The 15418-nt window shown below is 66.7% G+C and carries 9 protein-coding genes and 1 tRNA gene; 5 read left to right on the forward strand and 5 right to left on the reverse strand.

All coding sequences use genetic code 11. The features are described 5' to 3' along the window. Window positions 1-132: 132 nt before the first annotated feature. The 3 genes from HED23_RS33155 to HED23_RS33165 form a co-directional block, all read right to left on the reverse strand. The gene (locus tag HED23_RS33155) at window positions 133-1206 is read right to left on the reverse strand and encodes a hypothetical protein (RefSeq protein ID WP_238442202.1); all 1074 of its coding nucleotides are present in this window, start codon (window positions 1204-1206) and stop codon (window positions 133-135) included. 848 nt (window positions 1207-2054) lie between these two features. Further along, window positions 2055-4076 (reverse strand): AfsR/SARP family transcriptional regulator, encoded by a 2022-nt coding sequence (locus HED23_RS33160; RefSeq protein WP_274383046.1) that lies wholly within the window; start codon window positions 4074-4076, stop codon window positions 2055-2057. Window positions 4077-5114: 1038 nt separating this feature from the next. Further along, complete coding sequence (locus HED23_RS33165) at window positions 5115-6578, reverse strand: B12-binding domain-containing radical SAM protein (RefSeq protein WP_203187000.1); 1464 nt, start codon at window positions 6576-6578, stop codon at window positions 5115-5117. 1112 nt (window positions 6579-7690) lie between these two features. On the opposite strand from HED23_RS33165, the gene HED23_RS33170 reads away from it, so the two are divergent. From HED23_RS33170 to HED23_RS33190, 5 genes are all read left to right on the forward strand, one after another. After that, window positions 7691-9046: an iron-containing redox enzyme family protein gene (locus HED23_RS33170; protein ID WP_238442341.1), complete on the forward strand. Its 1356-nt coding sequence runs from the start codon at window positions 7691-7693 to the stop codon at window positions 9044-9046. Beyond that, window positions 9043-9390, forward strand: a complete 348-nt coding sequence (locus HED23_RS33175) for a Rieske (2Fe-2S) protein (RefSeq protein ID WP_203187002.1) — start codon at window positions 9043-9045, stop codon at window positions 9388-9390. The genes HED23_RS33170 and HED23_RS33175 overlap by 4 nt, the downstream gene beginning before the upstream one ends. A gap of 2 nt (window positions 9391-9392) precedes the next feature. Next, the gene (locus HED23_RS33180) at window positions 9393-10490 is read left to right on the forward strand and encodes a 50S ribosomal protein L11 methyltransferase (RefSeq protein ID WP_238442342.1); all 1098 of its coding nucleotides are present in this window, start codon (window positions 9393-9395) and stop codon (window positions 10488-10490) included. A gap of 109 nt (window positions 10491-10599) precedes the next feature. Next, the gene (locus tag HED23_RS33185; protein WP_238442343.1) at window positions 10600-11871 is read left to right on the forward strand and encodes an ATP-grasp domain-containing protein; all 1272 of its coding nucleotides are present in this window, start codon (window positions 10600-10602) and stop codon (window positions 11869-11871) included. A 59-nt stretch (window positions 11872-11930) separates the two neighbouring features. Then, complete coding sequence (locus HED23_RS33190) at window positions 11931-13265, forward strand: MFS transporter (RefSeq protein WP_203187005.1); 1335 nt, start codon at window positions 11931-11933, stop codon at window positions 13263-13265. Between the two features lie 439 nt (window positions 13266-13704). Here HED23_RS33190 and HED23_RS33195 read toward each other — a convergent pair. Together HED23_RS33195 and HED23_RS33200 are read right to left on the reverse strand one after the other, a co-directional pair. After that, window positions 13705-13778 (reverse strand) — tRNA-Thr (locus HED23_RS33195). Between the two features lie 98 nt (window positions 13779-13876). Next, the gene (locus HED23_RS33200; protein WP_203187006.1) at window positions 13877-15406 is read right to left on the reverse strand and encodes an alpha/beta hydrolase; all 1530 of its coding nucleotides are present in this window, start codon (window positions 15404-15406) and stop codon (window positions 13877-13879) included. Between the last annotated feature and the right edge of the window lie 12 nt (window positions 15407-15418).

Genomic DNA, 15418 nt, shown 5'->3' on the forward strand with positions numbered 1-15418 from the left:
CGACCGGAAGCTCCCACCAGGGGCACGGCGACCGGGGCGCCGCAGATCCCTCCCTCACCAGCCGAAAGCCCGAGTGCGTCCCGTACGAGGTTGGCCGGCACCACGAGCTGACAATCCGATTGTGGTGTGCTCTCAGCTGAAGTTGTTGAAGGCGATGCCGTTGGTCAGGGAAGTGATGCCGCTCTGAGTACCGTCGATCTTGACGGTCTGGCCGGATACGTGCTTCACGTAGACGCGCAGCAGGAACGTGCGCGTACCGCAGGCGGAGTCGATCGGGATACCGGTCAGGGAGGAGTAGCCGACGGCGTGGTGGGCGTCGTCGGTGACGGTTCGGCGGGCGGTGGTGCTGTGGGTGCGGCAGGCATGGCCGGTCGCGTCGAGTTGGATGAACTCCAGACGGGTGTCCACGACCGCGTTCTTCCCGCGCGGGTAGACCTGCATGACTACGGCGCAGGAAGCTGTCGCGTGGTAGCAGGTGGTGAGTTCCAGATTGGCCTGGGCTGAGACGCTGACCGCGTCCGGGTGCGCCTGCCACTTGTGGACCGGCGTCCCGTCGTCGTAGAACACCCAGGCATCGCGGCGAGCCGCACCGTCACCGACGTAGGTGCACGCTCCAGCGCTGTCGGCGCTTTCGCAGGCAGGATTCTGCCACCAGTGTGCCCCCGTCCGGTCGGTGTCGTCCGTCTCCAACCACGTCTTGTCGGCGACCGCTGTCAGGTGGTAACTGCCCGGCAGGGACGAGTAGGCCGTGCCCTGGAGCACGCAGGTGTAGGTGTCGGCGGAGGGAGCGGTGAAGAGCAGGTCCGCATAGAGCGGGAGGTGGCCCGGAGTCGCGTAGGTGGTGGTGTCGCTGCCTTCGTGGTTACGGGCCGAGGCCGCCACCACGGACACGGTGGCCCCTGACGCGTTCAGGCATCGGATGCGCTGGGTGAGACCGACGATGCCGGTCGTGGTGCTGGTCGTCTCCAGTCGCCCGCGCAGATGCCTCTTCTCGCCGGCACTCAGGGCCATCGTCCGCCGCACCAGATCAACCGTCACCCCCCGGGGGACAGTGGTGTCCGACGCCAGTATCTGGCGGGTGGCGGTTCCTGCGCCTGCCGCGACCACGTCAGCCGCTTGTGCTGGAGCGGACCATAGTGCTGCCAGCGCCATCCCCAGCCCTGTTACGAACGCCTTACGGAAGACCCTGTCGGTCGTGGTGCGCATGTACTGGTCCGATCCATTCTGTCTACGAACCTGCGGGGCCACCCGCGTAACGTCATTCGTCTGTGCTTTTTCCGTGCAGCCGCCGCACTCCACGCGGAAGTGGGAGTACACCACCAGGCGGTTCGGACGTTCCGACCCGGGCCGTGTGTCGTCGGCAACGTCCTGAGCTGCTGAGGAACATCGATGTTGCTGCTGAAACTACGTGCCGGTAGGCGTCCGGGGCCAGTGCAGTGAAGCCGGGATGGACGGAGTGGCACACGCTTCCCCTGTGAAGACCTGAGGGAAAGCGAGGGAATCAGCGAGGATCTCCGGCTTCATCCGTGTCACCACAACGCACCCGCCCCATCCAGCGAGTCACCGAAGCCGGAAACAGCGATAGCCGGTTATGCGGTGAACGCGAGAAAATCGGATCCGACCCTCTTCATGATTCCCCGTTCGGTCGCCGGCTCCAGATGCGGCAACAGGTGACGGTGGGCCGGAGGCTGCCCCGGGTTCGCGCCACGAGTCGAGAATTTGTTCTTCCGAGCCATGGCGAGGCCGCCTTCGGCTGCTTCCAGGCGGCGCGCCGGGACGGATTCGCCTGCTTCGGCCAGGCCGTCACCGACGCAGGCCCCACAGTTGTGCAGATCGCTGACCGCTATCCCCGTGTCCTGGCCCCGTCGAAGCGTTCTGGAGAAGCCGCGGCCACAACTCCCACTGGGCCGACCACGGTCCGCCACAGCGCGCGGGAATCGGACAGATACCACCCGCGAGCGTCGGCGGCAGGTACAGGAGCACCTGGACCTGAGGGACGGCTCGCTGGAACGCTGATGGCGTCCTGGCCCGGCCATGAACACCGTGATTACTGACTACTGTGAGTATGGGGGCCTGAACTCAGCCATCTTGAACGGAGGTTGGGTCAACCGGCGCCCGCCACCCCGCGCGCCCGCCGACGCGACACCCATTCTCGCCTGCGTGATCGGCAGCTTACGAGTGGTGCGCAGCGCCATCGCCTGGGTCTGCGCCTCGGCGCGCTCCGCCCCGTAGATCCGGACCAGGCCGTTCAGCCGATATCTCTCGGGCCCGACGCGTTCCAGCAGGCCGTGGTCCACGAGCGACTCGAGGTGACTCGCAGCTTCGGCCACGGTGGTTCTCACAAGACGGCCCGAGGACAACGGACCGATCTCGTCCGGATCGACTCTGCACAGCGTCCGGAACAGCCGGGCGGCCTCCTCGGACAGATTGCGGTAACTCGCCGTGAGGACGGATCGGATGCTCATGTCGTCGTCACCGTCGACTGTGAGCAGATCCAGCCGGGCGGCCGGGTCCTCGTACAGCGCGGCAAGCCGCTCCGGAGCCCCGTACGGATCCCCGAGCAGCCTGCACGCTGTGATCCTGATGGCCAGCGGCAGACAGCCGCACAGCTCTGCGAGTCGCTCCACGGCCGACAGCCGATCCGTTCCTCTCCCGGCCCCGGTCAGCGCGAGCAGCAGAGCGGTGGCGGTGGCGAGGTCCAGGGGCTTCAAGCCGATCCGGTGGGCGCCGTACCTGACGACCAGGCCGCGCTGCGGCCGGCGGCTGGTGACGACAAGGCAGGCCGAGCCCTGAGGTATCAAAGGCTTCAGCTGATCGGCGCCCAGGGCATCGTCCAGTACGACGAGCATCCTCTTGCCGTGCAGCAGGCTGCGGTAGAGCATCACTCGGCCGTCGAGATCTGCGGGCAGGGACGTCCGCTCGACGCCGAGGCTCTGCAGGAGCTGCGCCAGCGCGTCGAAGGCACTCAGCGGAGCATCGCCGGTTCCCCCGAGGTCGGCGTAGAGATGCCCGTCGGGGAAGCGGTCCAGCGAGTCGTGGGCCAGCTCCAGAGCAAGGGCGCTCTTGCCGACGCCCGGAGCCCCGTCGATGGCCAGTATCGGGGTCGCCCGGCCACGGTCCGGGCTGTCCCGTGTGAGTATCTGCCGCACCGACCGCAGTTCGGCGGTCCGGCCGACGAAGATGTCGGCCCTCGAAGGAAGGTGGCTCGGTGTGACACCGGACGCCACCGCAGCCCCGGTCCACCCCTTGCTCTGCGCCGGAACCCTGTCCTGGCGCGGGAGCCGCGCCGGCGGCGATCCTTCGACCGTACCGGCGAGAATCCGGGCGTGCAGACTGCACAGCTCGGCCCCCGGCCCGATGCCCAGTTCCTTGTCGAGATAGGTGCGGGTGTCGCCGTAGACCTGAAGGGCGTGCGCCTGCCGACCGCACGAGTAGAGGGCCAGCATCAGCAGGTACCGGAGCTTCTCGCGGAGTGGTTCCTGCACGATCGCCCAGTTCAGGACGACGATCGCCTCTTCGCCACGCCCTGTGGCGATCATGCCTCCGACCCACTCCTCCAGGGCGGCGAACCGCATCTCGCGCAGCCTGATGCGCTCCATCGCCGCGAACGGCCCGGGTACGCCGGCGAGTGCGTCCCCGTGCCACAGTCCCAGCGCCATCCCCAGCCGCTCATATCCGGCCTCGGCGCGGTCGGCGGCCAGCAGCCGACGCGCCTCCTCGTGCTGTCGTACGAAGAGGGCGGCGTCCACCGCTTCGACGGGCAGGCGTAATTCGTAGCCGCCCGACCTGGTGACCAGCACCTCCCCCGAACCCCTGTCGGAACGCGCCGGACCCAATGCACGGCGTAGCGCCGCGACGTAGGTGTGCACAGCGTTGGCGGCTGTGGCAGGCGGTTCCGATCCCCACAATGCGTCGACGATCTCCTCACGCCTCACCACCACCCCGCGATGGGTGGCAAGCAATGCGAGCAATGCCTTCTGTTTGGGTGGGCCGATGACTATCTCGTCATCGTGACACCACACTCGGAGGGGGCCCAGAAGCTGCACGGACAGGGCGCCGCTCGTTGCATATGACATTCAGACAGCTCCGCTCACTGTGACGTAAGAAGCAACCGCAACGGCGAACCCTGAACTGCTCAGGAACGTTTTCGGCTGCGGCTCGCGAGTTACATGTGGGGGTTCTGAAGAGAGCGCTGCGGCGTCGGGTTGTCCGGCATCGGACACCTCCGGACAGACAGAAGAGACGAAAGGCCGACGATCGTGCAGCGGGCTACAGGCGGGCAGGAAAGATTCGACCGCTTCGGCAGGCCGGGCCCGAAACCTGAAAGTGTGCAGCACGGCGTTTCGTCGACGGCCCCGGTTTCAGGGGGCCCCTTCGAGGCGAAGGGCGAATCGAGTGCCCCGAGGCGCGGCAACACGGCTGAGGGATTCGCCCCCGCTCGACCGCGTGACAGTGCATTTCGAACGCCCACCGGAAGTACGGCAGATATCCACCGCCGGACCCGACTCGACAATCTTGCGTCGAGCCACGCCTACTCGCGATTCGCAGGACACCGACCGAGTGGCAGGAACCGCCCCGGGCCACACTCCGGACATGCGCCATGAGGGCAGGTTCGTGGGCATCCTCTTCAGATCAACGGATTCTTCCGTGAACGTGCACACATGTCCCCCCGTTTAGGAATGCGCCTCGTCGCCATGATCGCCACCGGGGGGACATCATCGAGATGAAACCCTTGACCGACTTCGTCCCCCAGAAACCGAAGTCAGCGATTCTTTAGCCTACACCGACCCCCATTGACTGTCACAGGTGTTTACCGCAGCATCACGCTCACCCAACGAGAGCGCCGTTCAGAACCGGACACGCACCCTGGTCGCTGGGTCTATTTCTGGCCAACTGCGCGTGCCGCTCGATCGGTTCCCCCATGCCGACTCACGTGTGCGGTCGCCAGCTCAGCCGGTCGGCAGCTCTCTTCGCGGGATCGTGCGGCGGCACGACAGCGAGGAACCGGCCACCCGCGCGACCTCAGGGGCCGCCGAAGGGCGGGCGCCGGGTCTTCGCTGCCGCGTTCGCCCCCGATCGGCGTCGATCAGTTGAACGCACCGACCTCCCTGAGGTCAGCTGGCTCGCCAGAACTCTCCATAGGCCCGGTGCTCGCTGACCTGATCCGTCTGCGCGAAGGTGAGAGCCGGCGCCCTGCCCATCGCCTCGGCAAGGATCCCGACACCCTCGACGAAGATCTCGTACACCTCGTCACTGGTGGCGAACTGTGTATCCACCACCGGAGGGAGTTCCTCGTTGTACAGGTCGTACTGACGATGCAGCAGCTTCATCCCGTAGCGTTCCGGGTGCTTGAACATGGGCGTACCCGGATAGGGGACGAACAGCGAAAGGTATGACGCGTAGAGCAATCCGCGGTCGATGAGCGAAGCCGCCCACTCGACGGTGCGCTTCATGGCGTCGGGCTTTTCGTTGGGCAGGCCCACTATGAGATAGGAACAGGTGGGAAGGCCTGCATCCCGGAGCCGTGCGAGAGTCTCCTCGAGCGGATCGAGCTTCGTGTGCTGCTTGAAGGCGTGCTGAGTATCAGGATTCGACGACTCCAGACCGATCTCCAGCCAGCGGCAACCGCTCCGCTGCAAAGCACCTGCGAGACGTTCGTCCCGGAGACAGTTCAGGCGCGTCTGGCAGTCGTAGGTGATGTTCCCCTGCTCCTCCAGAACGCTGCAGATGTCCAGGGTGCGCTGCGTGTTCGCGGTGAACGTCTCATCACCGAAGTAGACATGGTGATGCTCACCGAACTGCGCCCGATACGCGGCGATTTCGGAGACGACCCGCTCGGGCGAGAAATACTCCGGCTTCCTGCCGATGGTCTGGATCGTGCAGAAGTCGCAGGTGAACGGGCACCCCAGCGCGTAGTTCTGCCGGATGTACCTGAGGTCGAGCCCGGTGTCCTTGGAGAAGATGTCGACCTTGGGAAAGGGGATCTCCTCCACCGGCATGTACGGGTTGAGCTTCGCTACGGAAAGCTCACCGTCGGGCTGCTCGAAGACGAGATTGCGGATCTCGGAGCGGTCCTTGCCGTCACGCAGAGCGAGCAGTAACTCCGTCAGGGCGTACTCACCACGGTCACGGACGACGTAGTCCACGCTGCGGTTCCTGGCCACTTCCTCGTACAGAGGGGTCACCACCACGCCGCCGAAGACGGTCGTTGCGCGCGGGTACAACTCCTTCACTATCTCGGCGATGCGCAGTGCTTGCGGCAGGTTGATGGTCATCGGGGAGAAGAGGTACACGTCAGCGGGGTGGCTCTTGAGCCGCTCGGTGATCTTCGCTTCGTCCATGCCGTCGATGACCGCGCAGTCCCCGTAGAAGTCCAGGGCTTCCATCGAGTCGAATCCGGCCTGCTCGAGAACGCCGGCCAGCCAGGGAACCCAATGGGGTAGCTCCCAGAGAATTTTTCGCATGGGCTGGACGTTGGGATGCGCGGCGATGTACCGCGTGTCGAAGTTCCGCCAGTAGTCGCCCCGATTCTTGACCTCTCGAAGCGGTATCGGGGTGTGGATGAATGCGATGTGCATGGCCACTCCAGCGTAGTCAGGAATCGGGTGAATTCGTTTGAAGTCTGAGCACGGGACTGAATTCGAAACGGACGCCGTCAGCGGTCGGCGCCGTTATCCGTCCACTCCCGGAGGCGCACTTCCCTCGGGGAGTGGTCCGGCTTGGCCGGAACGGCCTGACGCACTCCATCGACGCGAATGCTCGACCCAAGTCCGGCTGAAGCGAGGCCGATGTCTCGAGTAGCAAGGTTAGTAGCAGGGTTCCGGGACCCCCTGCAGACGAAAGAATCTTGACAGACCCTGTCAGTGGGTCCACAGCAGAGGGTGTACATGCGACGAGACCCCTCTTTACGGTTGCGATCTCAGCATGGGGTCAATGCCGTCGTCAAGAAGTAATCGAAGAAGGAGCGATACGTCGAGATCGATTCACATCCCCAGAACTCGCGCTCACACAAATAGGCATCAAGGTCATGATTTGTCCTGTCTTTCCGGTGGCCCCCAGAGCATGATTTGGTGTGAAAACGAACAATGGGCACCTCTCTGGAATTCTTTATTCCGCCCGCGTGGGCGGACGGAGCGGCGCATAGGCCGACTCCGGCGCAATTTTTGCCCCTGACCTGGTTCTATTCCTTGTTCGCGGCCATTTCGCATGCGGGTTCGATGCCGCTTCGGTCCTCGGCTTCCGGAGGCCTGCTGATGATCTTCGAAGCGTTCGGGGTGCGGAGCCGCCGTCGGGGCCCGGCGCCTGGGTTCGCGGAGCATCCACCAGGCCTCATGAGGGCGAGGGGGCGCTCGACGCGGGCCGGTCCCCGTGGTGCTCGGCGAAGCCGGATCTCCGCCGGACCAGGGCGCCGGCCCGCTCACGGGGACGGCCCGTTCCCCGGGACCGGCCCGTTCCCCCAGGACCGGCCTGGCTGTGGGCACGGTCAGATGCGTGCGGGCATCGCCACGAGGCCGGCCGCCGACACGCAGCCCTCATGCCGAGGACACCCAGTTCACAGCCCTCGACAACAGGCGTCGGACGCGGTCCAGACTTCCTATAGATGCCGTTCAGAGTTCCTATAGACGGCGCAGGCCACACTTGCGAGCTGCACCCCTCGAATCGGTGCATCGCAACGGAGGGCTTGGCTAAGATGACAAACAGGACGCCCCTGGACGATTCCCCGAGCGATATCGCCGGGCTGAGCGAACAGTTCAGCAGGCTGCCGCAGTTCCGCTCGACCAACAAGCAGTTCATTGTGGGCAATCCCTATCACCGGCCCATGAATCCTGATGCGCTGCGAGGCCTGGACTGGGGCCGTCCCCTCACCCAGGAAACCTTCGCATCGAACGACAGCCTCCTTGCGAACCGCCTCCTGATGAACGTCTACGAGAGCGATGCGCTGTTCCTCCCGGAAGCCGGGCTGAGCAAGTTCGAGGGCGAATTCGTCGACTTCTACCACCAGGACAGCAAGGTGCTGGGCGAACGCGTGCGCCCCACCGCCGAGAACTTCGCCTTCGGGTTCCTCGACGACTCCGTCGGGGTCTCCGGAAAATGGGACGAGGAAAGCCTCCGCACCCACCTGCGACACGCGGTCGACCGTGCCAACAATCACGGCGGGCGGCCGGTGTTCGACGCGATCCTGTCGTCCCGTGACCCCAGGACCGCCGCGAACACCCAGATCGCGCAGATGGCGCTCGACGGCCTGACCGAGGCGACCGCGATGGCGCAGAACCTGGGTGGAGCCTTCGGTCCCGAGCAGAGCGAACTGTTCAAGATCTTCGTGGACGAGTTCGGCTACGGAGTGTTCCCCGCGAAGCACAGCACTCTTTTCATGGACATGTGCCGCAGCGTGGGAATGTCCACGACGCCTCACCACTACTGGTTCTTCTACCTGCCGAGTTCCATCGCGATCAACAACTACTTCTACTGGGCCACCAGGAATCGAACGGGATTCTTCCGCTACATCGGGGCCATGGCCTACCTCGAGGCCAGTTTCGCCGCCTTCTTCGAGGAGCTCAACAAGCTCTTCCGTGCGGTGTACGGCGACGCCGTCGATACGCGGTACTGCGACGAGCACGCCCACATCGATCAGCACCACGGCCGGATGGCCATCGAGGACCTGCTGATCCCCCTGGCGCGCAAGCACGGTCCCGTCGCGGCGAAAGGGCTGTTGCAGGGCGTCGAGGAGATCCAGTTGCTCGCCCGCCTGGGCGATGCCGATCTGCTCGCCCAGCTGACCTGGGACCCGGCACTCACCGATCAGGTGGCGGCAACCGAACGAACCGGTCCTGTCACGGAGATCGACAGCGACACCGCCTTCGACACCGAGGTCACATCGGCCGACACCCGGGTGCAGGTACTCGGCGGGGAAGCGCTGCTCTACAACTCGGCCACCGGGGACCCCCTGCGCGTGCCCCAGGGCAAGGCCGTGATCGTACCGGCCGGCCGACTGTACGGAATCCATGCCGACCGTCGCACGCAGATCACGAAGGAGCCAGTTGCATGAGCAAGGCCGCACCCGTGCCACGCACACGGGCGGAGTTCCACCGGGCCGAACACAACGCGGTAATCGTCGACGGCGAGGTCTACTTCGCCGTGGAGCGCGAAGCCTCGGTCCACGTCCTGAGCAGCCGGTGCCCGCACCGCGGTGGTCCACTGCACCTCGGTGAGATGGAGGGAGAGAAGCTGCGCTGCCCCTGGCACGGCAGCATGTTCCCGATTGCGCGTCTGTGCGACCGGTCGCATCCGGCCGTACGAGTCGGAGACACCGTCGCGGTGTATCTCCCGACCGGTAAGAGCGAACCCGTCGCGGTCAAGACGATAGTCCGAGCAGGAGTGACAACCGCGTGAACATGATGACTGCAGTCGAAGACGTCGCGGAGTCCCTTCCGGCGCATGACCCGGTGGCCGACGCGGACCATCACCTCCCGCTCGAATCCTCCCATCCTTGCTACCGGTTGATGCGGCTCGGCGAAGAAGCCATGACGCAGCGGCAGTACGAGCGCGCCTACGAGATGTTCACCGCCGCCGCGCGCGCCGACGCCGGCAGCGGTCGCTTCACCAGGAAGATCAACCGCGCGATGCGGGCCCTGGTGCCTCGGTGGCACTTCAAGATGATGCACGACACCGAGCGGAGCCACGCCTACGCCCAGGCGATCGAGCAGGTCGTGGGGCCCGGCCAGCTGGTGCTCGACATCGGGAGCGGGTCAGGACTGCTCTCCATGCTCGCGGCGCGGGCCGGGGCCGACCAGGTCGTCGCCTGTGAGGGTGTGGGCATGGTCGCTTCGGGGGCCCGGGAAGTCGTCAAGGCGAATGGGTACAGCGACCGGATCACCATCATCTCCGGCCCTTCCACCAGCCTGCGCGTGGGATCCGATCTGCCGCGCAAGGCGGATGTCCTGGTCACCGAGATCTTCGACTGCGCACTGCTGGGCGAGTTCGCGCTGCCGGCTCTGCGCCATGCGCGCCAGGAACTGCTCAGCCCGGACGCGGTGGTCCTGCCGCGGTCGGGCAGGCTGTACGCCCAGTTGGTGGAGAGCTCCGAACTGCGCTCGATGAACCACATAGGCGAGATCGAGGGCTTCGACTTCAGCCCGTTCACGTCGCTGGCCTCGCTCGAGTACTTCTCGACGAACCTGCGCAACTACCGGCACCGTGTGCTCACCCCGCCGGTTGAGCTCTTCCACTTCGACTTCGGGTCCGACATCCGGCCCGAGCAGCAGATCGTCGAGGTGGCACCGCAGGAGAGCGGCAAGGTTCACGCCGTAGTGATGTGGTTCGAGCTCGATCTGGCGCCCGGGATCACGCTGTCGAACAACCCGGCGACCTCCAGCTTGCACTGGAAGCAGGCCGTTCAGACATTCCGGGAGCCATGGGAGTGCCGGTCCGGCGAGCCGCTTCGCCTGCGGGCCACGCACGACATGGAGTCCGTACTCGTCAGCTCCTTCTGAGCCAACAGGAGGCAACTCCCCTTCAGCGCAGGGGAGTTGCAGTAACCTCACCGTTGCACCCGTCGCTCTCGAAGCGCCCTCGACGAAGGAGAACGGACCCTTGGAGAACGTGGACCGGCCGACCGGCGACCCCGCATTGCCGGGGACCGTGCTCGTCATCGGCATGGGCAGCCTGGGAGATCGCGACAGCAGCCCCTACAGGGAGACCCTGCTCGCGGGGATGGCTCGCAGATACCCGCTGTGGCTGATCGACACGGAGGAACCCACGTGGCAGCTCCCGTACGCGATGGGCTCGACCCTGCTGACGGGCCGGGGCACCGAGCACATGCACCAGGCGGTACGCGAGGCCACGGCGCAGAGCAACGTGATCGGCGCCTTCTGCCCTGACGAGGGGCTGCTGCTGCCGGCCGCCATCGCTGTCGAGGCCCTGGGACTGCCGGGCGCGGGTGGGGATGCCGTGGCGGCGTGCCGCGACAAGAAGCTGTCCCGCGAGCGGCTCACCGCGGCGGGGCTGCCCCAGCCCCGCCACTCCACGGCCTCATCGCCCGAGGAACTTGCGGAGGTGGCAGCGGACCTGGGCTACCCCGTGGTGCTCAAGCCGCGCGCACTCGGCGGCAGCGCCGGAGTCATCAAGGTGTCGAAGCCGGACGAGGTGGCGAGCGCCTACGCGGTCGCCACCGCGGCGAGCTACCCCGGGATCGAGCATTCGGCGAACGTCGTGGTGGAGCAGTACCTCGACGGCCCCGAGATCAGCATCGACGGCTCCATGTTCGACGGCAACTACCAGGCCTACACCATCGCCCACAAGGAACTGGGCGAGCCGCCCTACTTCGTGGAGACAGGCCACGTGGTGAACGGTGACGACCCGCTGCTCGACGACCCGGAGCTGCACGGCATTCTGGAGCGTGCCCACAAGGCGCTCGGGTTCGACCACGGGCTGACGCACAGCGAGGTCAGGTTCACCCGGCTCGGCCCGGTCGTCATCGAGATCAACGGCCGCCCCGGCGGTGACAACATACCTCGGCTGGCTCTGCTCAGTACGGGCACGGACCTGGGCTGGATCGCGGCCGGCATGGCCGTGGGCCTGCCGCCGGACACCCCCGTCCGCCGTCCCGGCACGGTCGGCCTGCGCTTCCTGCGGCCGGAACGGAATTCCCGGCTCGTCGAGTTCCCCGCCCCGGACCCGGCAGATCATCCCGGACTGGTCGAGGCCAAGGTCCTGGTGAAGCCGGGTGACACACTGCGGACGCCGCCCGCGCAGTACACGGCCCGCTACGGGTTCCTCATCGCGGAGGCCGCCGACCCCCAGTCCTGCCGCGCACTTCTCGACCGGCTGGAGACCGAGGTGGCCGACACCATCCGGTCCGAGCCTTTGAGCTGACCTCACGGTCCACCCCTGAGCGTGAGCTGCCCCTGCCAGGGGAGGAAAGAGGAATCGGAGTGACTGAGAAGACCGGTGCGACCCAGGAGGACGCGCCCGACCGGCGGGAATCGCCGGGCGTCCGGATCGCCTTCAGCGAATCCTCGCTGGCGGTCAAGGCAGTGCTGGCCGGGGTGTTCATCAACCGGGTCGGCGGCTTTCTCCAGATATTCCTCGTGCTGTATCTGACGGCGGAGGGGTACTCGTCCGAGAACGCCGCACTGGCCCTCGGCGTGTACGGTGCCGGGTCCGTGGTCGGCGTGCTGATCGGCGGACTGCTCGCCGACCGTCTCGGTGCGCGGAACGCGACGGTGCTGAGCATGACCAGCACGGCGGTCATGGTGGCCTCGGTGCTCTATCTCCCCACGTACCAGACGGTGTTGGCCGCCGTCGCACTGTGCGGGCTGGCGAGCCAGATCTACCGGCCGGCCTCGGCCGCCCTGATGGCGAACCTGACGCCCGACGACCGGCAGATCATGGTCTTCGCCATGTACCGCTTCGCTCTCAACATGGGGGCCATCGCCGCCCCCTTGGTCGGCTTCGGGCTGTACCACGCCGGCGGGGACAGCTACACCCTGCTCTTCTGGGGCGAGGCCGTGATCGCGCTCGGCTACGCCGCTTTCGCCCGACTGGTGCTGCCGGCCGGGGAGGCACGGGCGTCCGGATCGAAGTCCGAGGAGACAGGATCCGGCGGGTCCGCGTCCCAGCAGGGCACCCTTTTGCGGGACTACAGGTTCGTGGTGTACCTGTTCGCCGCACTGTTCGGGTCCATCGTGTACGCCCAGACCCAGTCCACTCTGCCGCTCGAGGTCAGCGCCGAGGGCATCAACATCTTCTGGTACACGCTCGCCGTGTCGGTCAACGGCCTCATCGTGATCGTCTGCGAACTGCCGCTGACGAAGTTCACCCAGCACTGGCGCTACCGGGTCACGGTGGGGCTGTCCTACGGCCTGATCGCGATGGGCATCGCGCTGTACGGTCTGCCGCTGGGGCCGGCGGTGATCATCTGCGGCACCGTCGTCTGGACCATGGGAGAGATCATCGGCGGCCCCGCGGTGTTCTCCTACCCCGCGGTGGCGAGCCCACTGCGCCTGCGCGGCCAGTACATCGGCAGCTTCCAGTTCATGTGGGCACTGGGCGCCGCCGTCGGACCGGTCGTGGGCGGAATCCTGCTCGGAAGGATCGGCCATTCCGTGTGGCTGGTCATGGCCTGCTTCGCCGTGCTGTCGACCGTCCTGGGCGTGTGGTCGGTGGACGACTCGAAGAAGTCTGCACCGGAGAACCGCTCCGCGCCTCAGGAGAATGACCCGCCGCGGCAGTGCGAGGAGCAGTCACAGAGCAGCCCACCGGCATGAACTCCTTCCGGGCAACGGACAACGGGCACCGGACCGACGCAGCCCTGCCCGCTCCGGACGGAGCGGGCAGGGCTGCGTCCGCCGAGGCGCCCCGAGGCTCTCGGACAGGGACCGAGCCGGGTTGTCCCGCAAGGGGCCGAAGGGGCGGCAGTACGTGGCCGGCCCGAGCACGTTGACCTCCACCGGACGGGCCCGGACGAGGCGCGTCGGCGCCGCAGGTGATCTGAAGCCGCAGGACCCCGATGTCCCCCAGGGACCGGAGCAGGGGCTGATTGCCCGCCCGGTCCAGGCCCTCGGGCCGCCTCTCGACGGGGCACTCTCACCGGGACAGCAGAATTCGCGGTCGTAGTCGCAGCCGAGGTCGATCTCTGCACCGCGTCGACCGGCCAGCACATGAAAAAGCCCCAGGTCACGGCGAGTGAGTCCTGGGGCTGATCCGAGCCGCCTTCGGGATTCGAACCCGAGACCTACGCATTACGAGTGCGTTGCTCTGGCCAACTGAGCTAAGGCGGCACGCTCTGTCACACCATGGTGCGGTCAGCAGCGACGCCAAGTCTACACAGTTTCCCGGGGTGCTCCGTACCACCCACCCCGGTGGCCGAATCCGCAGGTCAGGCGCACTTCTTGCCGTCCTTGGGCGGAGTGCCGTCCAGCAGGTAGGTGTTGATCGCCGTATCGACGCAGTCGCTGCCCCTGCCGTACGCCGTGTGCCCGTCACCCTCGTAGGTGAGGAGGGTGCCGGAGGAGAGCTGGTCCGCGAGGGCCTCGGCCCACTTGTAGGGGGTTGCCGGATCGCGGGTCGTGCCGACCACGACGATCGGGTCCGCGCCCTTCGCCTCGGTACGGTGCGGGGTACCGGTGGGGTCCACGGGCCAGGAGCCGCAGTTCAGGGCCGCCCAGGCGAAGCCCCGGCCGAAGACCGGGGAGGCCTTCTCGAACTCCGGGAGCGCCTTCTCCGCCGCTTCGGGACCGGCGAAGGCGGGGGCCAGGTCGAGGCAGTTCACTGCGGCGTTGGCGAACATCAGATTGGCGTACTCACCACTCGGCTCACGCTCGTAGTAGCTGTCGGCCAGAGCGAGAAGGCCTGATCCGTCACCGCGCTGAGCGCCGGCCAGGGCTTCGCGGAGCTGGGGCCAGGACTCCTCGCCGTACATCGCGGCGATCACACCCGTGGTCGCCAGGGACTCGGTCAGCTCCCGGGTCTCGCCGGTCGGCACCGGCTCGGAGTCCAGACCGGCGAAGAGCTTCTTCAGCTCGGTCGCCGCACCGTCCGTGGACGTGGTGCCGAGCGGACAGTCCGTCTGCTTCACGCAGTCCGCGGCGAAGGACTGGAACGCCCCCTCGAAACCGGCGGTCTGATCGCGATTGATCTCGATCGCGGGCAGCGAGGGATCCATCGCCCCGTCCAGGACGAGCCGGCCCACCCGGGCGGGGAAGAGATCGGCGTACGTCGCGCCGAGGAACGTGCCGTACGAGGCGCCGACGTAATGCAGCTTCTCGTCGCCGAGCAGGGAACGCAGGATGTCCATGTCGCGTGCCGTCTCGACTGTGGAGACATGCGGGAGGATCTCGCCGGAGCGCTTCTCGCAGCCCTTGGCGAACTTCTCGAAGGACTTGCTCAGCTCGGTGATCTCACCCTCGTCGTCCGGGGTCTGGTCCACCTGCGTGTAGGCGTCCATCTCCTTGCCGGAGAGGCACTCGACCGGTTCGCTGCGGGCCACCCCGCGCGGATCGATGGACACCATGTCGTACCTGGCACGGACGGGAGCGGGGTAGCCGATGGCCGCGTACCCCTGGAGGTAGCCGATGGCCGAGCCCCCGGGGCCGCCGGGATTCACCAGGAGCGAGCCGATCTTCTTCCCCGGCCCGGTGGCCTTCTTGCGGGAGACGGCCAGCTCGATGTCTCCGTCGTCAGGCTTCGCGTAGTCCAGCGGAGCCTTCATGGTGGTGCACTGGAAGCCCTCCGTACCGCAGTCCCGCCAGCGCAGCTTCTGCACGTAGTACGGCTTCAGCTCCTCGACGGCGGCCGAACCCGTCGCCGACGCACTCGGCGCCGAACCTCCGCTGCTGCAACCCGAGACGAGGAGGCCGGCAGTGCCGAGCGCGGTGGCGAAGATTCGGAGCGGGCGCCTGGTGTCCATCCCCGGAGCGTA

This window comes from Streptomyces pratensis (genome assembly GCF_016804005.1).
Taxonomy (GTDB): domain Bacteria; phylum Actinomycetota; class Actinomycetes; order Streptomycetales; family Streptomycetaceae; genus Streptomyces; species Streptomyces pratensis_A.